We start from the raw sequence: 26,166 nt of genomic DNA on the forward strand, positions 1-26,166 counted from the left end.
GTGCCATGACAGACATGGCGGCGTTCCGCGACGCGGTCACCGCGTGGGCGACGGGTGGCCCCGGTGACTCCGCGCACGAATTGGCCGCGCGTCTGCCCGTCCGGACGGCCGTCCTGCTCGAAGGCCCCAGCGACGTGGCGGCAGTTGACGCGCTGGCGGAGCGCCGAGGCCGGAACCTGGCCGCCGAGGGGGTCTGCGTCCTGTCGATCGGCGGCGCGATGAGCGTCGGCCACTACGCCAGACTCCTCGGCGCACCCGGCCTGGGCCTCCGCCTTACGGGCCTCTGCGACGAGAGGGAACGCGCCTACTACGCCCGGGGTTTCGAACATGTCGGTGCGACACAGGACAGCTTCTTCGTCTGCGCGGCGGACCTGGAGGACGAACTCATCCGCACGTTGGGCGTGCCCCGGGTCGAGGAACTCGTCGACGCGGAAGGCGAGTCGCGCGCCCTGAAGACCTTCCTGCGCCAGCCCGCCCAGCAAGGCCGCGCCCCGCAACAGCAGTTCAGACGCTTCCTCGGCACGAAGAAGGGGCGCAAGATCCGCTACGGCCGCGTCCTCACCGAGGCCCTCGACCCGGCGCGGGTTCCGGCGCCGCTCGACGGTCTGCTCGCGAGCCTGTGACCACCGACGGGCGCCAGGCTCCGTACTGGGACACCGTCGCGGCGACGAAGACGTTCACCCATCCACTCCATCCGCCCTGGCTGGACGGGATCAGCAGGCACGCGGCGATTCTCGACCACGGCTGCGGTTACGGCCGCGTCATGAAGGAACTCGAACAGCACGGCTTCGGCAACCTGACGGGCGTCGACACCTCACCGGCAATGATCGAACGGGCCCAACACCTGTACCCCGCCCTGCACTTCGCCACCCTGGACACACCACCCGCGCTGCCCTCCCCGCCCGCCGCCTACGACGCGGTACTGCTCTTCGCCGTGCTCACCTGCATCCCCGCCGACGACGCCCAACGTCGTCTGATCACCGAGCTCAACCGCCTCCTCAAACCCGGCGGAGTCCTCTACATCAGCGACCTTGTCCTCCAGGACGACGACCGCAACCGCCGCCGCTACGACCGCTGCGCAGCCCTCCGCGACAACTCCGGCCGCTACGGCGTGTTCGAGACCGGCGACGGCGCCGTCTGCCGACACCATTCCCGTGACTGGCTCACCACCCTGCTCGGCGGTTTCGAAGCCGTCGATACCCGAACCATCACCGTGCCCACGATGAACGGCCATGAGGCGACGGGGATCCAGATCCTCGCCCGGAAACCCGGCGCGGCGTGAACGCGGCTCACACCGCGCACGAGGGCGCGGCGTCAGAGTGCGGTAGCGGGCCGGGACGGTACGCGCTGACGGACACGGAGCACGGCCGGGTCTGGGGCGTGTGCGACGCCGTGGACGGGCTCTTCGGGGAACCTCGGCGTGGGACCTACGAGCTGTTCGGCTGGGTTTCAGAGGCAGTTGAGGCGGGGGACCGGGTCGGCAGCAGGGTGTGGCTGGTGCCGGACGACGCGTCGCTCGGCCCCTGGCTGCTGGAGGACGTGGAGAGCGCGGCGGGCCAACTCCGGGGGAGGGGCAGCCTCGTCCTCACGGGCCTGGGCGACTACGAAGGTCCGCCGGAGGGGCACCGAGGCCGCGTTCGAGTGCACGACGGGCACCAATGGCTGGGCTCCTGCCGGGAGTTCGCCCGCATTCTGCCGGCGGCTCGGGTGGCGCCCCCACTCGTCCTGCGGGGACTTGCCCCGGGTGACCGACTGCGGGCCGCCCTCGCGAAGGGCACCCGGCGGTCACTGAACCTGGAGGAAGCAGCCCTGGAACTACGGGACGAGCAGGGCGAGTTGCTCACCGATCGACTCCTCTGGACCACCGTCAGCGCCTGGCGCCCGTCCTCCTACGGGCCGGATCTCATCGACCTCGAACTCGACGGGGAGTTCTTCGACCCCGTTCCCGCACACGCCAGGCCGATCTGGGAGCGCTGGCTCGCCGGGCCGCCGAACAGTCCGGATGCCTGGGCCGGCCTCGACACCCGTGGCCGTGAGGTCTGGCTCGCACTCGTCCGGGAGCGAGGATGCCGACGCGCCCGCCGTGACCGCCCCGCAGGCCACGTCTACGAACTCGACGGCCGGCACATCACCGACGTCCCGGGCCTCTACCTCGCCCTCGGCGAGGCGGTGAACGGTCCGGGCGGCTATTTCGGCGGCCCTCGACGACTGCCTGAGCGGCACCTTCGGCTACTCCGCCCCGGCGACCCTGCGCTGGCGGAACGCCGCGACCGCGCACGAGTACCTGTCCCACCTCCTGACCTCGGACGGTCGGCCGTACGACCTGATCGCCGAGACTCTTGATGTTCTTGCCGCGGGCGGGATGCGGGTCACCGTCACGTGAACCGGCCATCCCCGACCTGTCCGACGAGCGTGGTCACCCGCACCTCCTCAGCGAACGCCTCGTCCGCCGGGAGCGCTTGGCGGATACGTTCAGCGAAGGCGGGTCGGTCGTCCGGACCGGGCAAGCGATCGACGGGCATGGCCGAGCAGACCCCGCCGAAGAGTTGGTCGAAGCTCAGCTCGTCACGGTATTCGACGACCAGCTCCCGCACACCGTCGAAGCCCGCGGCCCGCAGCGCCTCCGCGTACCTCAGCCGGTCATGACCGCTCGTGCCACAGGTCGCCGTCAGTGTCGTCCCGAGCCACTCTTCGAGACATCCACGCAGGGCCCGGGACCATGAACTGTCCTGCTGCCACAAGGGAGTTCCGTTGGAGATCACGGCGATGCCTCCGCCCGGACGCAACAGCGGTACGACAGCGCGGAAGAGCTCGTCGTGCCGCATCCAGTGGAGCGCCTGCCCGATGACCGTCAGTGCCACCGACCGCTCTCCCAACAGCCCGCGCAGCGCCGGGAGATCGGTGTCGGCGCCCAGCATCCAAGTCACGTTCCGAATGCCCTGGGCCCGGGCCGCGTGCCGGGCCAGCCGCAGCATGTCCGGCTCCGGATCCACCCCGACCACCGAACGAACCCGGGAGGCGAAGGGGAGCGTGAGCTGGCCGGTGCCACACCCCAGGTCGAGCACGGCATCGGCCCGTGAGAGTCCGAAGGCTTCCGCCAGGGCGTCGAAGACCGGAGGAGGGTAACCCCGGCGGAACTCCGCGTAGTACTCGGCCACAGCGCCACTGAATCCCACTGTCATGGCCTCACTCTGCCGGGCACCCGCGACACCGGAAACCATGTGTGCGGGGCTATCGCCATCGGCGGAATCCGGGAACCGCCGCGAAATCCGGCGAAACGCTTCGGCTCATCCCTTTCCGGCGCGGGCTAGCGCGACGTCCGCCTGTGCGGCGAGGTCGGCGACGAGATCCGCTGCGGACGGTAGATCATCGATGAGGTCGACGGCTTCGCCGGCCCACACCGGCAGCGGCGGTATGTCGCCCTGGGACAGGGCGAGTTGGTAGTCCTGTCTCGCGTGGGGATCGGTGGCGAGTTCGGTCTCACGGCCGCGCCATGCGTCGAGGAAGGGGTGGCCGAGAGTCCGGGCGGTGTACTTCGACGGCCAGCGGGAGCCCCGGGCGAGGTCGAGAATCCTGTTCCGCTCGGTGTCTCCGCCGTGTCCCTCCACGATGGCCGCGGCGGTCGAGGCGGTGATCAGAGCTTCGGTCGTGGCCTGGAAACGGGTCCCGATGAGCGCTCCGGCCGCCCCGAGGGCGAGAGCGGCGGCCACACCACGGCCGTCGGCGATACCGCCGGCGGCCAGTACGGGCACGGGCGCCGCCAGATCCACGACGACCGGCACGAACGGCAGCGTGGAGCGGCCGTACCGGGCTCCGTGACCGCCGCTCTCGGATCCCTGGGCCACGATGACGTCGGCGCCCAGGTCCACCGCCCGCCTCGCCTCCTCCAGATCGGTGACCTGAATGATCAATGTCGTACCGGCTTGGTGGATCCGTTCGGCGAACGGGCTCGGGTCCCCGAACGACAGCATTACCGCAGCGGGGTTGTGTTCCAACGCGTGCTCGACCGCGTCCACATCGATCTGCCAGCTGAGGAAACCGATTCCCCACGGCTCCGTCGTGTTCTCGGCGACGATCGCCAACTCGCGGGCCAGCCAACCGCGTTCACCGTTGCCGCTGCCCAGCAGCCCCAGCCCACCACCACGCGAGACGGCCGCGGTCAGCGCACCACCGGCCGATCCACCCATCGGCGCCAACGCGATCGGGTGCCGCACACCGAACAACTTCGTGAACGCCGTCGACAATGCCATGGCGACCATCATCGCCCTTTGCCGCAAGGGGAGTTGGGGTGCTGCGGATATGAGTGGCTCCGCCCGCGCCCCCACCCTAGTCTCGGCCCATGAACCGGCGGCGGCAGAAGAAGCTCTCCAGGCGTCTCTTCGGAGCAATTCAGGGCGGTGACACCGCTGTTGTGACCGCGGTACTGCGGTCCGGAGCCGACCCTGAGCGAGCCGACAGCGAGGGCACCACACCTCTCTACGCGGCCGCGGTGAACGGAGAGGCCGCGATCACGGGCCTGCTCCTGGCGGCCGGCGCCTCCCCGGCCACCGAGAGCAGCGGAACCGGAGCGGAGGGAACGCCGTTGTGCGCGGCGGCCTGTTGGGGGCACACCGACACGGTGCGCGAGCTGTTGGCCCACGGCGCCGATCCGAACGTACGGGAAGACCACGGCACCGGCTGGTCGCCCTTGGACTGGGCGGACAACGGTTCCCATCCCGAGACGGCCGCCTTTCTCGCCGCGGCGGGTGCTGGTACGGGCTGCGGACGACGATCGACACGTACCGGGTGAGTGGGCGGGACGGCGCGGGAGTTCCGCAACTGGCCCAAGGCGTCGGCTTGTTGACCGTGAGGTCGGCCGGGATCTTGACCCTGGTCCCGAAGGAGCCGGTGGCGAGTGCGTCGGCCGAGGGCGGCTCGTACGTACCGGGAGCCGAGGCGGTTGGCTGTGGTTGTCCCGGGAACTGCTTCTGTTCCTCCATCGAGGGGTTCAACTTCGCGCCGCGCTCCCAGCGGATCCCGAGAGTGACCGCCTTGCCGGGTGCGCAGCCCGTGCCGGTGAGAGTGATCGTGCCGCCCGGGACGGTCTCGGACGGTGAGGCGAGCAGCGGGCTCGCGGGGCCCGTCACCTCGGGCCGGGCGCGGTGGTTCCGGAGCGTTTCCAGGCGACCAGGGGGAAGGCGGCCAACACCGCGGCGGCCACGGCCGTGACCGTCGCGACCTCGCGGAAGGTGCGGCGGCGCCGGGCGCGACGCCGTAGGTCCGCGAGGGGCGGGCGGCGGGCGGAGCGGGTGCCCTCGTCGACGAGTTGTCGTAGACCGCGTTCAGGGTCGGGCATGGTGGGACAGAGCTCCTTCCGGATCGGCGGCGAAGTGGCGGGCCATGTTCGCGCGGGCTCGGGAGGGTCTGCCGCGCACGGTGCTCACCGGCAGGCCCAGTTGCTCGGCGACCTGCTCGATCGGCAGATCCAGTACGTCGTGCAGCAACAGCACAGGGCGCTGGTTCACCGGCACCCTGCGCAGCATCTCGGCGACCTCGACCGTCTGCGGCGTGAGGTGGGACGGCGGGCGCTGGGCACCCAGGCGCAGCCGAGCCGCCGCACGTCGGCGCAACCGGCGGATCTCGCTGACCGCGAGGTTGATCGCCACCCGGCGTACCCACAACTCGGGCACGTCGTAGGCCTGGATGCGGGGCCAGCGGTCCAGGGCCCGGATGAACGCCTCCTGTACGACGTCCTCGGCCTGTTCGAGACTGCCGGTGACCGAGAACAGCTGACCGACCAGTCGCGCGTACGCCGACTGGTAGAACTCCTCGAAGTCCGTCACACCGGCCTGCTGGCCTCGGGCACCGCCACTGTCACGCTCCACTCAGTTCGGGCCCACCGGTGCAGCCTGCACGCTCTTCTCGGCGGGAGACAACGCCAGCCACGCCAGTTGCGCGGCGGTGGCCTTGCCCTGCGCCTTCAACTGGCCGACCAGCGTGTCGGCTTCGGTTTCGCGGCCTCCTCGGCCACGGTCCGCGCGTGCTCGACGGCCTGCGGCGCGGTTCCGTGGTTGGACGAGGCGAGCGCCGTCGTGGCGAACACTGCGCACAGGCCCGCGGCGGCGACGCCGACAGCGGCGAATCCCAACGTGCGGTGCTGCATGGTCCATCCTCACGTTCGTAGGGGAGAGCAGGTCCGAGGGCCTGACCCGTCGGGGCGAGCCCGACCGCCGTTCCACCACCCCCACGCCCCGGACCCCGACGTGGCGCACACTCCGCGGCCCTTCGTCATCGAACCGTGACCGGGCCGCCGCGGCCCGGTCACGGCGACCGGTCCCGGCCCGGTACGACGGTGCCGTGTGCCCGCACCGCGAATGGCGGATACTCGTGATCGGCGGGGCACGTGGGTGCTGTGCCGACAGGAGGTGCGCGGGCGCATGCGAACACCTTGGCGCGTCCTGGCCGGGTGGATCCCCACCTGGTTGCGGGACCACGATCCGGGACTCGTGGCGACCCGCCGGGCCGCGCGCACCGCGCTGGTGATGCCCGCGCTGTTCGCCCTGTGCAGCCAGGTGCTGCACTCCCCGACGATGGCGACCTACGCGGCGTTCGGTGCGTTCGCGATGCTCCTGCTGGTGGAGTTCACCGGCCCGATGGTGCAGCGTCTGCGGGCGCACGTGGGGCTGGCCGTGGCCTGGGTGGTGCTCATCTGCCTCGGCACGCTGGTGGCCCGGACGACGTGGCTCGCGGTCACCGTCATGGTCCTGGTGGGCTTCCTGGTGCTCTTCTCCGGTGTGGTCAGCTCCGTCCTCGCGGGCGCGACCACCGCGCTGCTGCTGGCCTTCATCCTCCCGGCGACCTCGCCCGCACCGTTGTCGCAGTTGCCCGACCGGCTCGCCGGAGCGGGCCTCGCAGCGGCGGCCGCCATGCTCGCGATCTCCTTGCTGTGGCCCCGGCCCGCCGCGGACCCGCTCAGCGCACCCGCCGCCCGGGTCTGCCGCGCGGCAGCCGAACAACTGCGTACAGACGCCTCGTGGCTGGCCGGCGGACCGGACGCGGCCACCACCCGGCAGTGCGAGGTCACCGCCGGTCAGGCCGCCGCCGCGGCGGCGGACCTGCGCACCGCCTTCGACGCCACGCTCTACCGGCCCACAGGTCTCTCCGCCGGCTCCCGCGCACTGGTCCGCCTCGTCGACGAACTCACCTGGCTCAGCGCCATCGTGGCCGACAGCGGCCCGCCGAAAGAGGACCCCGCGGCCTGCGACGCCGACGCCCACGCCGTACGACGAGCAGCCGCTACGGCCCTGGACGCGGCGGCCGACATCCTCGACGCCCCGCGCGGCGCGCCCGACGCCCTCCGCGCCGCCCTCGACGACCTGCGTACGGCCATGGACGGCATGGAACTCCGCGCCACCCACCGGCTGCCCGTGCACCGGCCGACGCCGGGCACGGAGTCGGAGGTCCGCGCCTTCATCGAGATCCTCGACCTGTCGTTCCGCGCCCAGGAACTGGGGTACGCCACCCTTCAGATCGCCGGCAACGTCGACCTGGCCGCCGCTGCCGAGCGCCGCAGCTGGCCGGAGCGGTTGCTGGGCACGGAACCCGGCGCGCTGACGCAGCCGCTGGCCTCCGCCGTGGAGCGCGCCGCCGCCCATCTGGAGCCGCGCTCGGTGTGGCTGCACAACAGCCTCCGGGGTGCGCTCGGCCTCGGCATCGCGGTGGCCCTGGCGAACGCGACCAGCGTCCAGCACTCGTTCTGGGTGCTGCTGGGAACCCTGTCGGTGCTGCGTTCCAACGCGCTCAACACCGGGCAGAACGCGCTCCGGGCGCTGGGCGGCACCCTCGCCGGTTCACTCATCGGGACCGGACTGCTCCAGCTCATCGGGCACCACAGCACCGTGCTCTGGTTCCTGCTCCCGGTCGCCGTGCTGATCGCCGGCATCGCGCCCGCCGCCATCTCGTTCGCCGCGGGCCAGGCGGCCTTCACCGTCACGCTCGTCATCCTGTTCAACATCGGCCAGGACCCCGACTGGCACATCGTGCTGCTGCGGATCGAGGACATCGCCCTCGGCTGCGGGGTGAGCGTCCTGGTGGGCCTGTTCTTCTGGCCGCGTGGCGCCGCCGCGGCCGTCGACCGGGCGCTGGCGGCGGCGTACACCGAAAGTGCCCGCTACCTGGCCGACACGGTGGAGTACGCGGCCAGCCGTTGCAGCATCGGCTGCATTCCGACCGATGCCCCGCTGGAGGCCGGCCGACAGGCGGCCGCCGCGTCCCGCCGGCTCGACGACGCCTTCCGCAGCTACCTCGCCGAACGCGGCGCCAAGCCGGTACGGCTGTCCGACATGACCACGCTGGTCACCGGGATCGTAGGACTGCGCCTCGCCTCGGACGCGGTACTGGAACTGTGGCAGCGCAACGGCGGCGAGGAACGGATGGAACCCGACCGTTCCGAGGCCCGGCTCACCCTGCTCGAGAACGCCGTCCGGGTGGCCGACTGGTACCGCGACCTGGCCGAGGGCCTCGGCCGGCACACCGCCGTCCCCGATCCGCTGTCACGTGACGCCGGGGAGGAGGCACGTCTGGTCCACTCCCTGCGCCGTGACCTGCGTGGCGACGACGGACACGCCACGGCGACCGCCGTCCGCATCATCTGGACCGCCGACCACCTCAACGTGGCCCGCCGCCTCCAACCCGGCCTGGCAGCGGCGGCGAAACCGACCGAACTCGCCTGAGCACGCGAGCGGTTGAGGGTACGGGAAGGGCACTCGGTCGCAGGGCTGCCGCCGGTCGCAGGGGCGCCGTGTTCACGCGGGGAAGGGAACGGCGTCGCGCGCCGACCGGAGCGCGCCCGCCCACCAGGCCAGCCGGTCGAGCGCGGTGCGGGCGTTCGCGGCGGACTCGGGATCGAGCGGACGGCCGTCCTCCCACGCCGTGAAGTAGTTCGGGAAGACGAGGCCGTCGCGGATCGGCACGGCGTGCAGTTCGGTCAGCACGTTCTCCAGGTGCAGGGCCGCGTGTCGGCCACCGGCCGCACCGCCGTAGCTGACGAAGGCGACGGGCTTGGCCGCCCACTGGGTGAAGTGCCAGTCGATGGCCGCCTTCAACGACGCGGGATAGCTGTGGTTGTACTCCGGCGTGACCACGATGAAGGCGTCGGCGTTCGTCAGGGCCGACGTCAGCGCCGCCATCCCGGCCGGGCGGGGGTAGTCGTCGCGAGCGAGCTTCGGTGATGCCGCGGGCAGTGCCAACGGGATGTCGATATCGGCCAGATCGACGACTTCCACATCGAAGTCACCGTGCAGATCGGCCTGTTGGGCGACCCACGAGGCCACGACGGGGCCGAACCGTCCTTCACGCACGCTTCCGACGATGATCACCAGCTGAGGTCTGTTCTCCATGCCCACCACGATCGGACGGCACCGCGCCCCCAGCCAGACCGTGCTCAGGCTGGCCCCCGCAGGGCCACGCTGAGCACTCCGCCGGAAGCGGGCGACGCCGTAAGCTCACGCCATGGGTTCGCCGTTGGGGGATTTCATCCGGACCGCGCGAGACAGCATTCAGCCGCAGACATTGGGGCTGCCCGATCACGGCCGCCGCCGGTCACCCGGCCTGCGGCGCTCGGATCTCGCCGCGCGGGCCGGCATCAGCGTCGAATACCTGACGCGCATCGAACAGGGCCGTGACCGCAATCCCTCGGTGGCGGTGGTGAACGCGCTCGCCGACGCGCTCACTCTCAACGCGTCGGAGCGCGACCACCTGCGCTACCTCACGAAGATCACCGGCGGCGAGTGCTCCGCCCACACGCGACCCGAGCCACCGCGCCGCGAGGTCCGCCCCACCGTCCTGGAGACGCTCCGTCTGCTCGAACCGGGCATCGCCCTGGTCACCAACCGGCTGGGCGACGTCCTCGCCCACACCGGTGGCTACGAGTCGGTGACGCGCGGCACCGGACTGCTCGACGCCGATCCACCGAACCTCACGCGCTACGTCTTCACCGACCCCCGCGCGCGGATGTTCTTCATGGACTGGGACGATGTCGCGGACGAGCAGGCCTTCGACCTGTGGCTCGCACCGTCCGTGGGCAACTCCGAGTGGTTCACCACGGAACTCGCCGGTGCCGCGGGACCCGACTTCACGCGTCGCCTGAACCGGCATGTGGTTCCCCGACGCGGGGTGCTCCGCCTCAGCCACCCGTCCGGGTGCGAACTCCGACTGCTCCGCGAGACCCTCGAACTCGCCTCGGACGCACAGCAGTTGACCGTCCTCCTGCCTGCGGACGACAGCACGGCCGAGGCCCTCGGCCAACTCCGCCGCAGCTCCCATGGCCGGTTGCGGGTCATCTCCTGACGAGCCTTCTCCTGACGGGCTTTCCAGTGGCGGGCCGACGCCTCGAAAAGCGGAGGATGTCGGAAAGTCCCTGATCACATAGCCTCTCCTGGCACGCACACGACAAGGGGAGGATCATGAGAGGCAGAACGGCCTGGGCCGCGGCCGGTGGGGCCGCGGCCCTGGTGCTGGTGACGGCGACCGGGGCACACGCGGAGGGGCGGGGTGACGTCCGGGTGGTGAAGACCGTCGTCAACGGCGGCGGCAACGTCATCGTGGGCACGGCGAAGACCATCCGCTACCCGGTCGACATCACCGTCAAGGACAACTCGGGGGTGAAGGGGCTCACGGACGTCAGCACCTTCAACAAGACGAGCGCCTACACCTTCGCGACCTGGAACGATGACTCGTCCTGCACGAAAAAGAGCACGACGACCTCGGTGTGCCGGGCCACGCTGACCATCGACCCCGCCTGGATCGCCGACAGCGACGACATCGACACCAACAAGGTCGCCGGCGTCTGGCAGATCAACGCCACCGTCAAGGCGAACGACGGCGACTACTGGATCTCCGACCACATCGCCGAGTACAAGGTCAAGCGGGCCGCCCAGCTCACCACGGTGATCGCGCCCGAGAAGGTCGCCAAGAACGCCGAGGTGACCGTCACCGGCAAGCTGTCGCGGGCCAACTGGGAGGACCGGAAGTACCACGGATTCCCCGGCCAGCAGGTCAAGCTCCAGTTCCGGAAGAAGGGCGCCGCCCACTACAGCACGGTCAAGACCGTGACGACGGGCAACACCGGGCAACTGACCACCAAGGTGACCGTCACCTCGGCGGGCAGCTGGCGCTGGTACTTCGCGGGTACCACGACGACCTCACTCAAGGCGTCGACCGGGGACACGCTCGATCTGAAGTAGCCGACGGGGGTCAGAGGCCTCTCTGTCCACGGCACATCCACCTCGTCGTCGGCGGGATGACGACGAGGTGGATGGTGGCCGCGCCCTGCCCGGTCTGCGCCGCACCGATGCCGGACGGAGTTGATGCGTCTACCGCAACACCGTCTGCTTGGAGTCCCCGGTCCTGGCGGGCGGTACGAGGTGGCGGGCGGTATGAGGTGATCGACGTCCGGTCTGCTCGCGCCGTTGAAGTACTGGTCGTCGTAGGGTGAGTGTCAACTGCCGCCGATCGGAGCGCAGTTGGGAACCCTGGGTCGGGGCGGCCGCGGCTTCGGCCCTGAGGACCTCGGCGCAGGCACCGGAACCGGAGATGGACCCCGTACAGCACGGGGGATTTCGACGGCTGATGAACAGTTCCGCGGATGACGACATCCGTGCGGTGGTCGACGCGTGTTCCGTCCGCCGGCCGCTCGACCCGACGCAGAGCGTGACGTCGCGTCAGTAAGCCACACCTACGCCCCCGCAGTCGCGCTGAAGCCGTCCCGCTCAACCGTCACGCTGAAGTGGATCCCGGCAGGTCAGTGCGGGTGTCGTCCCGCGATCCCATCAGATCCCGACTCGCTGTGGACGCGGGCCCGACCGGGGTCCAAAGATCACCTGCAGCGCTGCTTTCGACCGGCACCGCCCACGCGCTGGACAGGCGGCTCCGGCAGGACTCGAATGCCGCGTCGCCCAGCGGCTCCCGCGTTGATTACCGCCACCGGACGTCAAGGATTGGAACGTGTCATGAACCTGTTTGACCCCAGCCATCGATTGTCTCGACGCAGGCTGCTGACACTCGCTGGCGGCGCCGCGGTCGCGACCGCGGCCGGTATCGGATTCGCCCAGTCGGCCTCCGCGTCGTCCGCGGTGTCCGCGGCGACCGGTTACGGGATCGACTACTCCGACGCGTCGCTCACCGCCGGTTCGGTCGCCGGGGCGGGCTACGGCTTCGTGTGCCGTTATCTCAGCTGGCTGCCGAACCCGAAGGTCCTCACCCTGTCCGAGGCTCAGGCACTGACCGCCGCGGATCTGGGCATCGTCTCCAACTGGGAGTCCGACGGGCTGCAGGACTGGCAGAGCGGCGTCCCCGCCGACCCCTACGCCCAGGGGGCCGGGCATGCCACTGAGGCGCAGCGGCAAGCACTGGCCAACGGGATGCCGTCGTCGCGGCCGATCTACTTCAGCGTCGACTTCGACCTCCAGTCCTCGATGTATTCCGCGCTCAACTCCTACTTCGACGGCATCGCCTCGGTGATCGGCCGGTCCCGGACCGGTGCGTACGGCGGCTACCACGTGATCAAGGAACTCTTCGACAGCGGGAAAATAACCTGGGGCTGGCAGACGTACGCGTGGTCCAGCGGGAGCTGGGACAGCCGCGCGCAGTTGCGGCAGGTCCAGAACGGCATCTCGGTCGCCGGGCACGACGCGGACCTCGACCAGGCGATGGCCGCCGACTACGGGCAGTGGGGCGGCACGGGCGGCGGCGGTACCGGCGTCATCCTGCCGTCCTGGCCGAACATCACCGACGGCATGACGGGGCCCAGCGTGCAGGCGGCGCAGTATCTGCTGCGCTATCACGGTGCGTCGATCACCGCCGACGGCCAGTTCGGGGCGGGCACGCTCGCCGCGACGAAGAGCTTCCAGTCCGCGCACGGTCTGGGCGTGGACGGTCAGATAGGTCCGCAGACCTGGTCGGCGCTGATCGTCCAGGTTCAGTCCGGCTCCAGCGGCGATGCCGTCCGGGCCGCCCAGGTGGAGCTCAACCGGTTCGGCTACGGCCTCACTGTCGACGGCGGTTTCGGCTCCGGCACGGAAAGTGCCGCCCGGGCTTTCCAGTCCGCGCACGGTCTGGGCGTGGACGGCCAGGTGGGACCGCAGACCTGGCAGATGCTCGTGGGTACCGGGACCGGTGCCACGGGCGGTGGCACCGTAGCGCCGCCCTGGCCGAATGTCATCGACGGCGACACCGGGAACAACGTGCTGGCCGCGCAGTATCTGCTGCGCTACGACGGTGCGTCGATCACCGCCGACGGCCAGTTCGGGCCGGCGACCCTCGCCGCGACCAAGAGCTTCCAGTCCGCGCACGGCCTCGGTGTGGACGGTCAGATAGGTCCGCAGACCTGGTCGGCGCTGATCGTCCAGGTTCAGTCGGGTTCCAGCGGTGACGCCGTCCGGGCCGCCCAGGTAGAGCTGAACAAGTTCGGCTACGGCCTCACTGTCGACGGCGGTTTCGGCTCCGGCACGGAAAGTGCCGCCCGGGCTTTCCAGTCCGCGCACGGTCTGGGCGTGGACGGCCAAGTGGGGCCGCAGACCTGGCAGATGCTCGTCGGCAGCTGACCGCCGAGCACCTCCGGCGGCGAGTGTGCGGGGCGGGGTGACCACGAGGGTTCGACTTCGTCCCGCACTCGCTCGCCGGTGCCGAGCGCACACACGGCCGACGTGAAGGCGCCGGTGCGCACCACCACAGTGCTGAGCCAAGGGCGGTCAGGTGGATGGTCGACTTTCCGGGATCGGTCGGTGCGTGCCCGTGATCATCCGGAGGAGACGCTCGGATGCCGTAGATGCCGCTCGTGGATCAGACTGCCCGCTCTTGGAGCGCCGCGAGGTAGTCGCCGACGGCGTCACGGTTGCGGGTGAGGACCGCGATGCGCTCGGTCAGCCGGTCGCGTTCGGCTGCCAGTGCCGTCACCGTTTCGGGCAGGACGCCGGCGAAGACGATCGGGTCACGGGGAGACTCCATGCAGGGCAGGATCGCGCCGATCACGTCCGTCGACAGGCCGGCTCCCAGCAACTCGCGGATCTGCTGGACGCGGCCCAGCGTCGTCGGGCTGTAGTCCCGGTAGTTGTTGGCCTCGCGCGTCGAGGCGATCAGGCCCTTCGCCTCGTAGAACCGCACCTGCCGCGGAGTGGCGCCCGCCCGTGCGGCCAGCTCGCCGATACGCATGACCGCAGATTACCCCTTGACCTTGACACCGGCGTCAAGGTTCGAGGCTGGAGACATGACCGAACTCAACGGAACCGTCGGCGCGCCCTTCGAGCCCGTCCGCCACGCCGTCCTCCAGCAGTTGCGCAGCGGTGCCGAGGTGGGCCTGTCCCTCCTCGTCGACCTGGACGGCGAAAAGGTGGTGGACCTGTGGGGCGGCCACCGGGACACGGCCCGCACGCGGCCCTGGCGGCGCGACACGATCACCAACGTGTGGTCGATCACCAAGACCGTGACCAGCCTCGCCGCTCTGCTGCTCGTCGACGCGGGCGAGTTGGACGTACACGCCCCGGTGGCGCGCTACTGGCCCGAGTTCGCCGCGAACGGCAAACAGGACGTCGAGGTGCGGCACCTGCTGTCCCACACCTCCGGAGTGTCCGGCTTGGACCACCCGGCCCGGCTCGAGGATCTGTACGACGTGCGCGAGGCGGCGGCACGGATGGCTTCCCAGGCGCCCTGGTGGCGGCCGGGCTCGGCCGCCGGCTACCACGTCCTCAACTACGGCCATCTCGTAGGGGAGTTGGTGCACCGCCTGACCGGTCTGTCGCTGCGCGACTTCGTGCGCCGGCACATCGCCGAGCCACTCGGTGCCGATTTCCGGATCGGGGTGGAGGAAGCAGACCTTGAGCGGGTCGCCGACATCATTCCTCCCGCCCTCGACTTCGACCCGTCGCTGCTCGACCACGACACCGTCGCGTACAAGACCTTCACCGGCCCCGGCTTCCGTGCGTCGGCGGCCAACTCCCCGGCCTGGCGCGCCGCGGACCTGGGCGCGGCCAACGGACACGGCAACGCCCTGTCCGTGGCCGACATCCTTGCGACCATCTCCCGCGAAGGCGCCACCGCCCACGGCAGACTCCTGCGACCCGACACCGTCAAGCTCATCTTCGACGAGCAGTTCCGCGGCTCGGATCTCGTCAACGGCCTGCACCTCAGGTGGGGCATCGGATACGCACTGCCCGACCGGCGCACCCTGCCCTGGATCCCCGACGGACGCGTCGTGTTCTGGGGCGGCTGGGGAGGCTCCATGGCCATCATGGACCTCGACCGGCGCATGACGATCAGCTACGTCATGAACTCGATGGGGCCCGACATCCTGGGCTCCCCACGAGCCGCCGCCTACGTCACCGCCGTCTACAAGGCCCTCGCAATCGACACGCCGTCCTGACGGCTGCCCCCTGTCCTTCTTCGCTTGGGCGCTAGCGGCCAAGGGCGGCGCAGGAACAGCCGTACGCCCTTCGACGTGTCTGTCCGGGTGGACGACGACGGCGCGTCTGCGTCGGTCAACGAGCCGACCGAGGGCCGGAGTTGGCGACACGGGAAACGGACGGTCGTCGTACGACGGGGTACTCGCCGCTGTTCCGTGGCGCGGTCCGCCGATCGGACCGTGAGTGTGGCCGGTCGGCCGACGCGGTGTCGTGGAGGGCGCGTCTAGCGTCGTTCGGACCAGCCACCGTGATCGAGGGGAATGCCCGATGGACCAGCGAGGGACGACCGAAGTGCACGTCGGCGCCACGGCCTTGGTCGGAGCGACCACGGAGTTCGAGCCGGACGTCATGGACCTGCTCGTGGTGACGCTGCGTCGTGCGGTCAGGAGCGAGGTGCCGGTCGTGGGGACGGACACCCTGCTGGGCGCGCTCGTGATGGGGGAGACGGACGCCGGTGCGGCGATCGCCCCGGGGATGCGGAAGGCCGGTGCGCTCAGCGGGGTGATCTCCGGCCGCGCGGGCCGCGGTTGGGTCAGCGACGACGAGGCGCATACGGCGCCGGTCGCGGAAGACGACGCGGCGGAGGTCGATGCCGCTTGGCGTGAAGCCCGGTGGCGCTTCGGTCTCGGCTCGCGCGCATTCGATGCGCAGAGCCGCCCGGTGCTGCCTGGGATGACTGGAGCCATGCGCGCGTGCCTGCTGCTCGCGCTCGCGTCGGCCCGCGCCGAGGGGACGATCTCGGTGCGCTGCCGGCATGTGGCCCGTGCCCTGCTGGACCTGCCGGACAGCAGGGCACGGGAAGCTCTGCTGCTGCGGAGGCTGGACGCGGCCGCCGCGTCGACCGCGCTCGCCGGCCTGGACACGAGCACCCCGGCGGAGGTCAAGAGCGCGGAATCCCGCGGCGTCACCCTTCTTCGCCGGGCCGGAACCCTGGGCAGGAGCGGAAACCGCCTTACGCGCGCGCTGACTTCGTGGACCTCCGGGGCTGCCGTGAACGGCTCACCGGTACTGTTCGCGGTGAACGTCGAGGCCGTGCGACAGGCCGTACGGTGCGGGCGTGCGGCGGCGGAGCCGGTGGATCTTCTGTTGGGGATACTGGCCCTGGAACGGGCGCTGTCCGTTGTCGGGCGCTCGCTTCCCGATAGCCTTTCGGACGCCAACTCCGCTGCTGCCCTGTTGCGTCGACATGGCGCAGGACAGACTTCCCTGCTCACTGCGGCCTCGGCGGCAGTCCCGCCCGAGGCCGCTCCCGACGGTGACCGCGTGCGGCTGTCCGCCGCCGCCGACCGGCTCATGGCGGTCGCGCGACTGTCCGCGGCCGAGCACGGTTCGCCCACGGTCGGTACGGTCCACCTGCTGGCCGCGCTGCTCGACGGATCGGCGACGGATACGGACGCCGGGGCCGGTGGCGCGGTCTCAGCGCTGCTGACCGCCGGTCAGGTGGACGTGGCCGCGTTGCGGGCAGAGCTGAGTTCCCGGCTGGGCGCATGACAACCGGGGGCCGCCGTGCGGCGATCGGCACTGTCGCGGCTACCGTGCCTCCTGGGAGATCATCAGTGGCGGGGCAGGGGCGATCATGAGTCAAGTGGCCGAGGAGAAACCGTCGTTGGGCCCGTTCGCACGGCTGGGACACATCCTGACCGGTGTGCCCGGGTGGGTGCGCCGCGAGGTGGCCGAGAGCTGGGCGGCGGTGCGTGCCGCCGAGCGCCGTACGGTCGTCGTCGAGGCGCTGCTCTGTGCCTTGGCGGCTGCCTGCTGCCTGTTGCCGCTGCTGGCAGCGCACCCGGAACGGCCGGTGCCGGCGGTGCTGGAGGGGGTGTGGGCGGCGCTGGTCGTCCCCGCTCGACGCGGCAGGCCGATCGCGGCGGTTGTGGGCGCTTCTCTGCTGCTCGTGGGGGCCAACGTGTGGACGGCGGCGGTGGTGCCGCTGGTCGTGCTGTCCGCCACCCGTCGTATCGCACCAACCCGGCGTGCGTGGCGGGCCGTTGGGGCTGCCTGCGCCGCCGTCGGTGTGCTGACCGTCGTCCATGCGCTGGTCCGCTCCGATGCCCTGCCGGTGGAACTTGCGGGCAACGCGGTCTCCGCCGTACTGCTGGTGCTGCTCCCCACCCTGGCCGGAACCCTGTTGGGGCGGCGGCGGCCTCTGGTCAGCCTGCTTCGGGAACGCAACGCCTATCTGGAACGGACCCGCGCGCTGACCGCCGCGGCTGCCCGAACGCAGGAACGGAACCGGATCGCGGGGGAGATGCACGATCTCCTGGGCCATCGGCTGAGCCTGATCTCCGTGCACGCGGGAGCGCTGGAACTCGCCACCGCGCGCCAGGCACCCGCCCTCGTCCAACAGGCCGAGCTGCTGCGCACGACCGCCGGTACGGCCATGGGTGAACTTCGCGACATCCTCGGTGTCCTGCGGCATGTGGACACTGCGGCTCTGCCGGGCAGTACCGGGGACGAGCGGGGAACGCGTGCGGACATCACCGCTCTGGTGACGGAATCCCGGCAGACAGGCAGCACCGTCGAGCTGGACTGGTCCGTTCCCGACACGGTCGAGGTGGACCTCCGGACGCGGCACGCGATCCACCGGCTGATCCGCGAAGGATTGACGAACGTGCTGAAACATGCGTCCGGCGCGCGCACCAAGGTGGAGGTCAAGGGCACCGCCCAGGGGATCGAGGTGTCCGTCACCAACGAGGCACCGCGCACGGCGGCCCCCTCGCAGGGCGGAAGCCGCAGCGGGCTGGCCGGCTGCCAGGAACGGATCTCGCTGCTCGGCGGAACGTTCGAGGCGGGCGCCTTGACCAACGGCGGTTTCCGCATGGCGGCTTGGCTGCCCACTCACGGGAAACCTCTTGAACTCGCCGCGTTCGAAGGGGACTTCACCTCCTCGCGCACGACGGCCCGCTCTCCCTCCGGCGGCACCGGAGGGGAAGGGGCCCGTGCCCCGCTGTCGGACGAGATCCTGACCTGGCCGCGCGTCCTGGGATCCGGCTGCGTGGCGCTGCTCGTGATCCTGCCGACGGCCGGCTTCCTCGTAGTACTGCTGACAACGGCAGCCCTAAGATGAGCCGATGATCCGAGTCCTGATCGCCGACGACGAGGCGCTGATGCGTGCGGGAATCCGGCTGATCCTGGAGAACGCCGACGACATCGAGGTGGTCGCCGAGGCGGGCAACGGTCAGGAAGCCGCCGCGGCATGCCGTACCCAGGACATCGACGTCGCCCTCCTCGACATCCAGATGCCGATCAGGGACGGAATCGCGGCGGCCGAGGACATCGCCCGGCTCTCGCCCCGTACCTGTGTCGTGATGCTGACAGCGTTCGGCGAGGAAGCGAGCGTGACGCGTGCCCTGCGGGCCGGGGCGAGCGGATTCCTCCTCAAGGACACCGGTCCCGCCCAGCTGATCCACGCCGTCCGACTCGCCGCGCAGGGCGAACCGGTCCTGGCCCCCACGATCACCCGCCAACTGCTGGAACGGCACGTACGGTCCGGCCGGGACACCGAGGCCGCTCGTCGCAGGACCGATGAACTGACCCCGGCCGAACGGGATGTCCTGCGTCTGCTCGCCACGGGCCTGTCCAACACGGAGATCGCCGATCAGCTGTATCTGAGCGCCGGCACGGTCAAGGCCCACATCAGCCGGATCCTCACCCGCACCGGCTGCGCCAACCGCGTACAGGCCGCCGTCCTCGCACACGACGCCCAACTGCTCACCGACCGTTGAACCTTGTCCGTCGATCCTCGCCCCTCGGCCTCGGTCACAGGGCGCTGCGCGGGACCGTCAGCACGTGCTTGCCGACGACGCCGCCGCGTTCGAAGGCCTGGTGCGCGGCGGCGATGTCCGCGAGCGGGTACACGCTGTCGACCACCGGGCGCAGCGCACCCGACGCGACATGGCCGGCCACATCGCGCAGCACGGCGGTCTCGGGGTTGGCGCTGAAGGTGCGGATACGACGGGAGCCGTGCACGCTGGAGGCGGCGATCGCGGCAATGGCGGACGGGGACAGTCCGACGGTGACCATACGGCCCCCCTTCGCCAACCGGCTTCGGTAGCAGTGCAGTTCCGTGCCCACCGTGTCGACGATGACATCGAACGGCCCGATCTGCTCCGAGGTGACGGAGCCGTAGTCCAGCACCTCGTCGGCGCCGAGGTCGGTGAGGATCTCGGCGTGCCGGTCGCGGGCGAGCGCGGTCACGTGGCCGCCCATGGCGTGCGCCAACTGCACGGCAGCGGTGCCGACTCCGCCGGCCGCGCCCCGTACCAGGACCCGTTCCCCGTCCGCGAGGCGCACGCTGTCGCGCAGGGCGATCAGCGCCGTGGAACCCGTGACCACCAGGGAGGCCGACTCGACCGAGGAGAGGTCCGCCGGGGCGTGCGAGAGGCGGTCCGCGGAGACCACGACGTACTCGGCCGCTCCGGCGATCGCGTGCCGCTGCCGGGGGTGCACCATGCCCCACACCCGGTCCCCGACCCGATATCCGTCGGCACCGGCGCCGGTCGCGGCGACCGTGCCCGCGAAGTCCAGCCCCGTACCGATCGGGAACCGGCGTCCCGACACCATCTTCAACTGCCCGGTGCGGACGATGACGTCGTGGCCGTTCACGCTGGTCGCCTCGACCGCCACCAGTACCTCACCCGCGCCGGGGGCGGGACGGTCCACGTCGTTGATCCGCAGAACGTCCGCAGTGCCGAAGCTCGTGATCTGAACGGCCTTCATGTCGCTGTTCCTTCCGTAACCGGCTGTGGTGCGTCCGATGCTGGACCCGATCCGCGACATCACGGTCGTTCTCCTTTTCCTGGGTCTGGCAGACCCACCCTCAGCGGTTCCGCCGGCGGCATACTGACGCAGTGACCGACACCTCCCACGCCATGAGTGACGACCCTCGACGCGAACTCGCCGACTTCCTGCGTACCCGCCGAACTCGGCTGCGGCCACAGGACGTTGGGCTGGAGCCCGGTGGGAGGCGGCGCGTCGCCGGGCTGCGGCGCGAGGAGCTGGCCCTGCTGGCGGGGGTGAGTTCGGACTACTACCAGCGCATGGAGCAGGGACGCGACGTCCGCCCCTCCGAGCAGGTACTGGACGCCCTCGCGCGCGCCCTGAACTTCTCCGCCGAGGAGTCGCGGCACCTGCACAGCCTCGCCGCCGCCGCGCGTACTCCGGGCCGCCCGCCGCGTTCGTACGAGCCGGAGGAGGTACCGGACACCACGCTACGACTGCTGCGCACCATGACCTCGCCCGCTCTGGTTGTCGGCCGTTTCCTCGACGTGCTGGCCTGGAACCCGCTCGGCGGCGCCCTGTTGGGCGACTTCACCCGACAGCCGCAGCCGCAGCGGAACCTGCTGGCACTGTTCCTGCACCCCGAGGCCGACCGGACCTGCCCGAACCGGGCGGCCACCGTCGCCGAGCTGATCGGGATGCTGCGGACACAGGTCGCCGCCGATCCCGGCCACCCGCGCGCGGTCGAGCTGGTGGGTGAACTCGCCGTCCGCAGCGACGAGTTCGCGGCGCTGTGGGCCCTCCACGACGTGGAGGAACCGACCCGGGGCCAGATGCGCCTGAACCATCCCCGGGTCGGCGAACTGAACCTGGACTGGGACGCCTACCCGATACCGGGCAACCCCGGCCCCGCGCTCATGGTCTGCACCGCCGCCGAGGGCAGCCTCGACGCCGAGCGACTCCAACAGCTCGCCGGCCTGCTGGACGCCGGCTGACCCGACGCGGAATCCGGCCTCCGGGGCGAAGAGGCAGCCGCACCTCCGAGGCCGGGATTCCGATGGACACGCCGTCCCGCCGGCCTGGTCACGGTCCGCCGGCGCGGGGGAATCAAACGTGGCCGCCAAACGCTCTGGCCTGCGTGAAGAAGATTGGATTTCTCTCGTTCGGTCACTGGTCGCCGACACCGCACTCCAAGACCCGGTCCGCCGCCGACTTCCTGCACCAGTCCATCGACCTGGCGGTCGCTGCCGAGGAACTGGGCGTGGACGGCGCGTACTTCCGCGTGCACCACTTCGCGCAACAGGCGGGCAGCCCCTTCCCGCTGCTCTCGGCCATCGGCGCGCGGACCTCGAAGATCGAGATCGGCACCGGCGTGATCGACATGCGCTACGAGAACCCGCTGTACATGGCCGAGAACGCGGGCGCGGCCGACCTCATCTCCGGGGGCCGACTCCAGCTCGGCATCAGCCGTGGCTCACCGGAGCAGGTGATCGACGGCTGGCGCTACTTCGGCTACGCCCCCGAGGAGGGGGAGACCGGCACGGACATGGCCCGCCGGAACACCGAGACGTTCCTCAAGGTGATCGAGGGCGAGGGTTTCGCGCGGCCGAACCCGCGGCCGATGTTCCCCAACCCGCCGGGGCTGCTGCGCGTCGAGCCGTACTCCGAGGGGCTGCGCGAGCGGATCTGGTGGGGCTCCAGTTCGAACGCGACCGCCGTCTGGGCCGCGAAACTGGGGATGAACCTGCAGAGTTCCACGCTCAAGGACGACGAGACGGGCGAGCCGCTGCACGTCCAGCAGCGCAAGCAGATCGAGGCGTACCGCGAGGCGTACAAGGAGGCGGGCCACACGCGAGAACCACGCGTGTCCGTCAGCCGTAGCATCTTCGCCCTGACCGACGACGTGGACCGGGCCTACTTCGGCCGCGACCGTGACTCACGGGACCAGGTCGGCATGATCGACGACACGACCAGGGCGATCTTCGGACGCTCGTACGCCGCCGAGCCGGACGCGCTGGTGAAGCAACTCCAGGAGGACGAGGCCATCCAGGCTGCCGACACCCTCCTGCTGACCGTCCCCAACCAGCTCGGGGTCGACTACAACGCCCATGTGCTGGAGAGCATCCTGACCCATGTGGCACCGGAGCTCGGCTGGCGCTGAGTGCTCTGCCGCCCTGCGTGCGGGGCGGCTCGGCACCATGGTGGTCAGGCCGCCTCGCACGCCCGACGGACCAGCGGGCACGACTTCGCCAAATCGGCTGCCGAGGAGACGAGCATTTCCAAGTCGCCCGTCCCGAGGCAGCCGATGCCGTGCCGCGTATGTCACGCGAGAAGCCTTTTCCAGGTCCGGTGGCTCCTCCAACGACCGTCCCGACGTCCAGCCTTGGGTGGATGAGGCGCAAGAAGCGCCCACTCATCTGGCTCACCCAGCGCCCGTCCGGACGCAAGGTCAACTGGGGCCAGGTCGGTCAGTCCGCCGCCACCGGCTGCCTGGCCGGGATGCTGGGCGAAGGGCTCGGCGCTCTGGCCGAAGGCAGAGCCGGTTCCAGACTCGGGAGCTGTGGCCTCTCCAACAGCTTCACCGGCGACACCCCCGTCCTCATGGCCGACGACACCCGCAAGCCGACGGAACGTGCACTATCCCCGAGGACTCCCCGCTGTACCGGCCACCAGGGGTGGGCCGGGTCGGGCAGGGTAGGTTCGTACGTGTCCTCGACAAGCTGCCCGAGATGCACCTGCCCGGGCACTTCCGGGCTCGGGCTGACACGCGAGGTGGGGGCTCGAATGGATCCGCGTGTGACGGTGGAGGCGTTGAAGCGCCGCGCCGAGGAAGGCGAGTCGCCGGAAAGCCTCTCCCACTCCGCGCTCGATCTCGTCGCGCGGTCGGCTGCCGGGGCCTCCGTACCGTTCGACGACGACATCCGGCGGATGGCCGTGCGTCTGGCGGGCGGCACCATGATCCATGGCGGCCGGGTCGCGGGGGAGGACCGACTGCGCGGGGCCAGGCTCCTGGCCGGGCTCCTGCACGCACAGGCCGGGCGCGGAGTCCATCTCATCACCCCCGACGAGCCTCAGGCGGCGGAGGAGGGGGAACGGGCGGCAGCGCTGTACGACCCGCTGGGAGTGACCGTCGGTGTCCTGCGGGACATGGACCGGGCAGAGCGCAGAGCGGCCTACGGCGCCGACGTCACCGTCGGGGCCTACCCCAGGTTCGGCCTGGACCTGCTCCACGACCGGCAGATCATGGCACCGGAGGACTGCGGTCGCCGGGATGCTCCCGCCGCGGTGGTGAAGGACCCCGGACACGTCCTGGTCGCCTCTGTCGCCGAACCGCTGACGCTGGTGGAGGACGACGTGTCCCCGGCGCACGAACTGCGCGAGGTGGCCCGACTGACAGCTGTCTTGAGCGACGACCAGGACTATGCCGTCGATGCGGACCGAGGAGTGGTACAGCTGACTCGCAAGGGCCGGATCCGACTTCACGACGCTTTCGGAGTCACCGATCCGGCGGGCATGGAGACCCTGCTGCTGGAAAAGCGCGTCGGGGAAGCGGTCCTCGCGAACCACCGTTACGCACGAGGACGGGACTACGACGTTGCCGGCGCCGAGGTGGTGCCCGCCTCCTCCGGGGAACTGCCCAAGGGGGTGCGCCTGCGCGGCGGGCTGCTTCAGGCGATCGAGGTCAAAGAGGGCCTGGCGGTGAGCGATGCCCAGTGGGTCACGACGACGGTCTCGGTCTTCGAATACTTTCGGCGGTATTCCCATGTGGGCGGGACCTCGCTGGCGGAGCTGATGTTCACCGCCGAGCTGGAGGAGCTGTTCGGGCTCACGGTGTGGGATCTTCGAGGACCCGACGAGTTGAGCAGCCAGCGGCAGTACGCGCAGCAGATGGCTGTCCACCTCGACCTGAACCGTCGGATCGCCAGGTGGAGCCGCCTGGGCGAGCAGCAGCGAGCCGAGCTGGACGGTCTGCGTGACCGTAGCCGGGAGCCGCACGAATTGCGGACCCTGTTGCGTCGTTCGGTCGCCGAGGCCGTACGGGAGGAGCTGCGGCACAGTGCCGGCGATCCCCGGCGACTGCGCCGTGGACTCGGCGAGTTGGCCACCGGTCTCCCACCGGAGCGGCTCACAGGTACCGGAGATCCGCAAAGGATCGCGGAGACCGTGCTCACGAACGCGCGAAGCGTCTGTGACGACCACCTGCTGGCGGATCCTGACACCCAGCGCGCAGGTGTGCGGTCCGCCGTCGACCAGGCAGCCGTCTATCAGGCCCAGGCCGAGATGTACTACCGGGATCGCCACTGGCCCGATGACCTCGCGGCCTTCGAGGAGGCGCTGATGGGGCTCCATGAGGAACTCCGGACGCAGTTCGGGCGTGCGGTGGCCCGCCACGCGCTGCGCCGCAACATCAATTCCTGAACGACGGCTCACTGAAGTTGCGAAGCAGACGTGGAGTCCTGCGCACCTCTGTTGCCGCTGCCGTCGGAGTCGGTGCCCTGGGCGTTGTCGGTTCTGCCGCGCTGAACGGCGCTTTCCTGCCGGCCCGTTGGAAGGCACGCTCGACGTTGGCGCGCAGCGACAGGCGGGACAGTTTGCCGCGCACGCCCAGTCCGTGATCGTGGTGTCGATGTCGCCGACGGGGGAGAGGGCGCCGTCTTCGGTCTGGAAGCCGGTCCAGGACCGGGCGTCGGTCCTCCGGCGGCACTGATCGCCGCGTCCCCCTTACGAAGAGCTTCCCGACCTGCGTAAAGGCCGCTGAGCCGTGCCTCCTGGAGGTCCGGATACCGCGCTCTTCTGGGAGTCGGCTATCTGCGGACGTCCGCCCGGGTTCTCGGGCTACGGGGGGACGTCGGCAGCGCTGGTCAGCCGGGCCAGGTGCCGGTCAGTCGGCGGATGGCGGTGGCGCCCCCGCGATCGACGGCGGCTTTGACCCCGGCGAAGATCGCTCCCTGTAGGGCGGCTGCCGACAGAACCTCGGGCCAGGTGCGGTACTCGTCGGTGGCGTCCGGAGTGTCGTCGTCGTGGCCGAGCCGTTTCCAGACCTGCTTGAACGCCGCACCGGCCAGCATGCCGCTGAGGGCGCCCACGGCCATGCCGAACGGTTTGTAAGCGATCCTGCTCGCTTTCATCGGTGTTTCCTGGAGCGGCGGACGATCAGCAGCGCGATGAACGCGCCGGCCGCGGCGAGCAGCGGAGCGCGGTTGGCGCGTGCCGCCCGGAGGCTCTGGCCCGCCTTTTCGCGGGCCGGCTCCGGGGTGTTCTCCCAGGCGCGCTGACCGGCGTGGACTGCCTTGTCGCGGATCTGCTCCGTGGCCGCGGCGGCCTTGGCCCGTACCGGCTCCGGGGTCCTGTCCTGCACCACATGGACGACATGTGATGCCGTGTCCCGCAGTTGGGCCTTCGCCTGTGCCGCTTTCTCCTCGACCTGTTCCCTGACGGCGTCCGTCTTCTCCTGGGCGCGGGCCTTGACATCGGCCTTGGCCGCGAGCGCTTCGACGGTTTCGCCGAGTTCCTCGCGGGTCGCCTCGACCTGCTTGCGCAGTTCCTCCGTGGAGGGTGCTGCCTCGTCGCCCGTGTGCGGCTTGTCCTGGGTCATCGCTGAGCCTTCTCCCTGATTTCGGCTACGTCGGCCTTGACGCTGTCGATGGTCTGATCCGGTGCCGGCGGGGATGCCTTGCTGATCTGCCGCTTGCCGAGCACCGCCATCAGCGCGGTGACGACGGCCAGGACGGCGGTGACGATCAGCGCCGCCGCCCACACATCCATGACGAGCGAGAGCGCGGCGATCGCGGTGGCCGCCAGCGCCTGCAGCGTGAGAACGCCCATCAGCCCGGCGCCGCCGAACAGCCCGCCGCCCTTGCCGAACCGCCTGCCCTTCTCGGTCATCTCCGCCTGCGCCAGGCGCATTTCCTCGCGGACCAGCTGCGACAACTGCTGCGAGGCACGGTGGACCAGGTCGCCGACCGGTTCCGGTGCTCCACTGTCGGTGCGTGGGGAACCCTCTGCGGTCATGGGC

Annotated in this window: 25 protein-coding genes and 1 pseudogene; 15 read left to right on the forward strand and 11 right to left on the reverse strand. The window is 70.5% G+C overall.

Going from position 1 to position 26,166, the window contains the following annotated elements:
* The first annotated feature begins 5 nt into the window (after positions 1-5).
* The 3 genes and pseudogenes from ACIRRY_RS38385 (at position 6) to ACIRRY_RS38395 (ending at position 2,383) form a co-directional block, all read left to right on the forward strand.
* Positions 6-623: a TOPRIM nucleotidyl transferase/hydrolase domain-containing protein gene (locus tag ACIRRY_RS38385; RefSeq protein WP_403982442.1), complete on the forward strand. Its 618-nt coding sequence runs from the start codon at positions 6-8 to the stop codon at positions 621-623.
* Entirely contained in the window at positions 620-1,282 is a 663-nt protein-coding gene (locus ACIRRY_RS38390) for a class I SAM-dependent methyltransferase (RefSeq protein WP_403982444.1), read from the forward strand. The genes ACIRRY_RS38385 and ACIRRY_RS38390 overlap by 4 nt, the downstream gene beginning before the upstream one ends.
* Positions 1,283-1,347: 65 nt before the next feature.
* Positions 1,348-2,383, forward strand: a pseudogene (locus ACIRRY_RS38395) (hypothetical protein).
* Here ACIRRY_RS38395 and ACIRRY_RS38400 read toward each other — a convergent pair.
* A complete protein-coding gene (locus tag ACIRRY_RS38400; protein ID WP_403982446.1) occupies positions 2,376-3,182 on the reverse strand; it encodes a class I SAM-dependent methyltransferase in 807 nt (268 codons plus the stop codon). The pseudogene ACIRRY_RS38395 and the gene ACIRRY_RS38400 overlap by 8 nt on opposite strands.
* Before the next feature lie 105 nt (positions 3,183-3,287).
* Positions 3,288-4,250, reverse strand: coding sequence for a nitronate monooxygenase (locus tag ACIRRY_RS38405; RefSeq protein ID WP_403982448.1), 963 nt, complete (start codon positions 4,248-4,250; stop codon positions 3,288-3,290).
* An 89-nt stretch (positions 4,251-4,339) separates the two neighbouring features.
* On the opposite strand from ACIRRY_RS38405, the gene ACIRRY_RS38410 reads away from it, so the two are divergent.
* Positions 4,340-4,789 (forward strand): ankyrin repeat domain-containing protein, encoded by a 450-nt coding sequence (locus ACIRRY_RS38410; RefSeq protein WP_403982450.1) that lies wholly within the window; start codon positions 4,340-4,342, stop codon positions 4,787-4,789.
* Between the two features lie 333 nt (positions 4,790-5,122).
* On the opposite strand, the gene ACIRRY_RS38415 is transcribed toward ACIRRY_RS38410, so the two are convergent.
* The 3 genes from ACIRRY_RS38415 to ACIRRY_RS38425 all read right to left on the reverse strand — a co-directional run bounded on the left by ACIRRY_RS38415 (position 5,123) and on the right by ACIRRY_RS38425 (position 6,142).
* Complete coding sequence (locus tag ACIRRY_RS38415) at positions 5,123-5,335, reverse strand: hypothetical protein (protein ID WP_403982452.1); 213 nt, start codon at positions 5,333-5,335, stop codon at positions 5,123-5,125.
* Positions 5,322-5,864, reverse strand: a complete 543-nt coding sequence (locus ACIRRY_RS38420) for a sigma-70 family RNA polymerase sigma factor (protein WP_403982455.1) — start codon at positions 5,862-5,864, stop codon at positions 5,322-5,324. Before ACIRRY_RS38420 ends, ACIRRY_RS38415 begins: the two co-directional genes overlap by 14 nt.
* Before the next feature lie 95 nt (positions 5,865-5,959).
* Positions 5,960-6,142 (reverse strand): hypothetical protein, encoded by a 183-nt coding sequence (locus tag ACIRRY_RS38425; RefSeq protein WP_403982457.1) that lies wholly within the window; start codon positions 6,140-6,142, stop codon positions 5,960-5,962.
* 274 nt (positions 6,143-6,416) lie between these two features.
* Here ACIRRY_RS38425 and ACIRRY_RS38430 point away from each other — a divergent pair, with 274 nt between their 5' ends.
* Positions 6,417-8,711 (forward strand): FUSC family protein, encoded by a 2,295-nt coding sequence (locus ACIRRY_RS38430; RefSeq protein WP_403982459.1) that lies wholly within the window; start codon positions 6,417-6,419, stop codon positions 8,709-8,711.
* A gap of 72 nt (positions 8,712-8,783) precedes the next feature.
* Here the strand turns inward: ACIRRY_RS38430 and ACIRRY_RS38435 are convergent, their stop codons facing one another.
* Entirely contained in the window at positions 8,784-9,377 is a 594-nt protein-coding gene (locus tag ACIRRY_RS38435; protein WP_403982461.1) for an NADPH-dependent FMN reductase, read from the reverse strand.
* A gap of 112 nt (positions 9,378-9,489) precedes the next feature.
* On the opposite strand from ACIRRY_RS38435, the gene ACIRRY_RS38440 reads away from it, so the two are divergent.
* The 3 genes from ACIRRY_RS38440 to ACIRRY_RS38450 all read left to right on the forward strand — a co-directional run bounded on the left by ACIRRY_RS38440 (position 9,490) and on the right by ACIRRY_RS38450 (position 13,580).
* Positions 9,490-10,326: a helix-turn-helix domain-containing protein gene (locus tag ACIRRY_RS38440; protein WP_403982463.1), complete on the forward strand. Its 837-nt coding sequence runs from the start codon at positions 9,490-9,492 to the stop codon at positions 10,324-10,326.
* A gap of 116 nt (positions 10,327-10,442) precedes the next feature.
* The gene (locus ACIRRY_RS38445) at positions 10,443-11,222 is read left to right on the forward strand and encodes a hypothetical protein (protein WP_403982465.1); all 780 of its coding nucleotides are present in this window, start codon (positions 10,443-10,445) and stop codon (positions 11,220-11,222) included.
* 765 nt (positions 11,223-11,987) lie between these two features.
* Positions 11,988-13,580 carry a peptidoglycan-binding protein gene (locus ACIRRY_RS38450; RefSeq protein WP_403982467.1) on the forward strand — a complete coding sequence of 531 codons (1,593 nt, stop codon included), beginning with the start codon at positions 11,988-11,990 and terminating at the stop codon, positions 13,578-13,580.
* A gap of 238 nt (positions 13,581-13,818) precedes the next feature.
* On the opposite strand, the gene ACIRRY_RS38455 is transcribed toward ACIRRY_RS38450, so the two are convergent.
* Positions 13,819-14,187 carry a MerR family transcriptional regulator gene (locus ACIRRY_RS38455; RefSeq protein WP_403982469.1) on the reverse strand — a complete coding sequence of 123 codons (369 nt, stop codon included), beginning with the start codon at positions 14,185-14,187 and terminating at the stop codon, positions 13,819-13,821.
* Between the two features lie 55 nt (positions 14,188-14,242).
* Between ACIRRY_RS38455 and ACIRRY_RS38460 the strand changes: the two genes are divergently transcribed.
* The 4 genes from ACIRRY_RS38460 to ACIRRY_RS38475 all read left to right on the forward strand — a co-directional run bounded on the left by ACIRRY_RS38460 (position 14,243) and on the right by ACIRRY_RS38475 (position 19,156).
* Positions 14,243-15,394: a serine hydrolase domain-containing protein gene (locus ACIRRY_RS38460; protein ID WP_403982471.1), complete on the forward strand. Its 1,152-nt coding sequence runs from the start codon at positions 14,243-14,245 to the stop codon at positions 15,392-15,394.
* Positions 15,395-15,725: 331 nt separating this feature from the next.
* Positions 15,726-16,925 carry a hypothetical protein gene (locus tag ACIRRY_RS38465; RefSeq protein ID WP_403982473.1) on the forward strand — a complete coding sequence of 400 codons (1,200 nt, stop codon included), beginning with the start codon at positions 15,726-15,728 and terminating at the stop codon, positions 16,923-16,925.
* An 85-nt stretch (positions 16,926-17,010) separates the two neighbouring features.
* The gene (locus ACIRRY_RS38470; protein ID WP_403982475.1) at positions 17,011-18,498 is read left to right on the forward strand and encodes a sensor histidine kinase; all 1,488 of its coding nucleotides are present in this window, start codon (positions 17,011-17,013) and stop codon (positions 18,496-18,498) included.
* A 4-nt stretch (positions 18,499-18,502) separates the two neighbouring features.
* On the forward strand, positions 18,503-19,156 hold the full coding sequence (locus tag ACIRRY_RS38475; RefSeq protein WP_403982478.1) for a response regulator: 654 nt from the start codon (positions 18,503-18,505) through the stop codon (positions 19,154-19,156).
* Positions 19,157-19,190: 34 nt separating this feature from the next.
* Here ACIRRY_RS38475 and ACIRRY_RS38480 read toward each other — a convergent pair whose 3' ends face one another.
* A complete protein-coding gene (locus tag ACIRRY_RS38480) occupies positions 19,191-20,150 on the reverse strand; it encodes an NADP-dependent oxidoreductase (protein ID WP_403982480.1) in 960 nt (319 codons plus the stop codon).
* Between the two features lie 152 nt (positions 20,151-20,302).
* Here ACIRRY_RS38480 and ACIRRY_RS38485 point away from each other — a divergent pair, with 152 nt between their 5' ends.
* The 3 genes from ACIRRY_RS38485 to ACIRRY_RS38495 all read left to right on the forward strand — a co-directional run bounded on the left by ACIRRY_RS38485 (position 20,303) and on the right by ACIRRY_RS38495 (position 24,569).
* Entirely contained in the window at positions 20,303-21,145 is an 843-nt protein-coding gene (locus tag ACIRRY_RS38485; protein ID WP_403982525.1) for a helix-turn-helix transcriptional regulator, read from the forward strand.
* Positions 21,146-21,288: 143 nt separating this feature from the next.
* The gene (locus tag ACIRRY_RS38490; RefSeq protein ID WP_403982483.1) at positions 21,289-22,311 is read left to right on the forward strand and encodes an LLM class flavin-dependent oxidoreductase; all 1,023 of its coding nucleotides are present in this window, start codon (positions 21,289-21,291) and stop codon (positions 22,309-22,311) included.
* A gap of 623 nt (positions 22,312-22,934) precedes the next feature.
* A complete protein-coding gene (locus tag ACIRRY_RS38495; RefSeq protein ID WP_403982485.1) occupies positions 22,935-24,569 on the forward strand; it encodes a hypothetical protein in 1,635 nt (544 codons plus the stop codon).
* 443 nt (positions 24,570-25,012) lie between these two features.
* Here ACIRRY_RS38495 and ACIRRY_RS38500 read toward each other — a convergent pair whose 3' ends face one another.
* From ACIRRY_RS38500 to ACIRRY_RS38510, 3 genes are read right to left on the reverse strand one after another with little or no spacing between them, the layout of a single operon-like run.
* Positions 25,013-25,279, reverse strand: coding sequence for a DUF4235 domain-containing protein (locus ACIRRY_RS38500; protein WP_403982487.1), 267 nt, complete (start codon positions 25,277-25,279; stop codon positions 25,013-25,015).
* On the reverse strand, positions 25,276-25,746 hold the full coding sequence (locus ACIRRY_RS38505) for a DUF3618 domain-containing protein (RefSeq protein WP_403982490.1): 471 nt from the start codon (positions 25,744-25,746) through the stop codon (positions 25,276-25,278). The genes ACIRRY_RS38500 and ACIRRY_RS38505 overlap by 4 nt, the downstream gene beginning before the upstream one ends.
* Complete coding sequence (locus ACIRRY_RS38510; protein ID WP_403982493.1) at positions 25,743-26,162, reverse strand: phage holin family protein; 420 nt, start codon at positions 26,160-26,162, stop codon at positions 25,743-25,745. Before ACIRRY_RS38510 ends, ACIRRY_RS38505 begins: the two co-directional genes overlap by 4 nt.
* Positions 26,163-26,166: the final 4 nt, after the last annotated feature.

The organism is Streptomyces sp. NPDC101776 (assembly GCF_044766845.1).
GTDB lineage: Bacteria > Actinomycetota > Actinomycetes > Streptomycetales > Streptomycetaceae > Streptomyces.

What these genes read in the sequence shown, in the direction of transcription:
- ACIRRY_RS38385 (WP_403982442.1), top strand. Translation starts at nt 6, where the DNA reads ATGACAGACATGGCGGCGTTCCGCGACGCGGTCACCGCGTGGGCGACG.
- ACIRRY_RS38400 (WP_403982446.1), bottom strand. Translation starts at nt 3,182, where the DNA reads ATGACAGTGGGATTCAGTGGCGCTGTGGCCGAGTACTACGCGGAGTTC.
- ACIRRY_RS38405 (WP_403982448.1), bottom strand. Translation starts at nt 4,250, where the DNA reads ATGGCATTGTCGACGGCGTTCACGAAGTTGTTCGGTGTGCGGCACCCG.
- ACIRRY_RS38410 (WP_403982450.1), top strand. Translation starts at nt 4,340, where the DNA reads ATGAACCGGCGGCGGCAGAAGAAGCTCTCCAGGCGTCTCTTCGGAGCA.
- ACIRRY_RS38415 (WP_403982452.1), bottom strand. Translation starts at nt 5,335, where the DNA reads ATGCCCGACCCTGAACGCGGTCTACGACAACTCGTCGACGAGGGCACC.
- ACIRRY_RS38425 (WP_403982457.1), bottom strand. Translation starts at nt 6,142, where the DNA reads ATGCAGCACCGCACGTTGGGATTCGCCGCTGTCGGCGTCGCCGCCGCG.
- ACIRRY_RS38430 (WP_403982459.1), top strand. Translation starts at nt 6,417, where the DNA reads ATGCGAACACCTTGGCGCGTCCTGGCCGGGTGGATCCCCACCTGGTTG.
- ACIRRY_RS38435 (WP_403982461.1), bottom strand. Translation starts at nt 9,377, where the DNA reads ATGGAGAACAGACCTCAGCTGGTGATCATCGTCGGAAGCGTGCGTGAA.
- ACIRRY_RS38440 (WP_403982463.1), top strand. Translation starts at nt 9,490, where the DNA reads ATGGGTTCGCCGTTGGGGGATTTCATCCGGACCGCGCGAGACAGCATT.
- ACIRRY_RS38445 (WP_403982465.1), top strand. Translation starts at nt 10,443, where the DNA reads ATGAGAGGCAGAACGGCCTGGGCCGCGGCCGGTGGGGCCGCGGCCCTG.
- ACIRRY_RS38450 (WP_403982467.1), top strand. Translation starts at nt 11,988, where the DNA reads ATGAACCTGTTTGACCCCAGCCATCGATTGTCTCGACGCAGGCTGCTG.
- ACIRRY_RS38455 (WP_403982469.1), bottom strand. Translation starts at nt 14,187, where the DNA reads ATGCGTATCGGCGAGCTGGCCGCACGGGCGGGCGCCACTCCGCGGCAG.
- ACIRRY_RS38460 (WP_403982471.1), top strand. Translation starts at nt 14,243, where the DNA reads ATGACCGAACTCAACGGAACCGTCGGCGCGCCCTTCGAGCCCGTCCGC.
- ACIRRY_RS38470 (WP_403982475.1), top strand. Translation starts at nt 17,011, where the DNA reads ATGAGTCAAGTGGCCGAGGAGAAACCGTCGTTGGGCCCGTTCGCACGG.
- ACIRRY_RS38475 (WP_403982478.1), top strand. Translation starts at nt 18,503, where the DNA reads ATGATCCGAGTCCTGATCGCCGACGACGAGGCGCTGATGCGTGCGGGA.
- ACIRRY_RS38480 (WP_403982480.1), bottom strand. Translation starts at nt 20,150, where the DNA reads ATGAAGGCCGTTCAGATCACGAGCTTCGGCACTGCGGACGTTCTGCGG.
- ACIRRY_RS38485 (WP_403982525.1), top strand. Translation starts at nt 20,303, where the DNA reads ATGAGTGACGACCCTCGACGCGAACTCGCCGACTTCCTGCGTACCCGC.
- ACIRRY_RS38495 (WP_403982485.1), top strand. Translation starts at nt 22,935, where the DNA reads ATGGATCCGCGTGTGACGGTGGAGGCGTTGAAGCGCCGCGCCGAGGAA.
- ACIRRY_RS38500 (WP_403982487.1), bottom strand. Translation starts at nt 25,279, where the DNA reads ATGAAAGCGAGCAGGATCGCTTACAAACCGTTCGGCATGGCCGTGGGC.
- ACIRRY_RS38505 (WP_403982490.1), bottom strand. Translation starts at nt 25,746, where the DNA reads ATGACCCAGGACAAGCCGCACACGGGCGACGAGGCAGCACCCTCCACG.
- ACIRRY_RS38510 (WP_403982493.1), bottom strand. Translation starts at nt 26,162, where the DNA reads ATGACCGCAGAGGGTTCCCCACGCACCGACAGTGGAGCACCGGAACCG.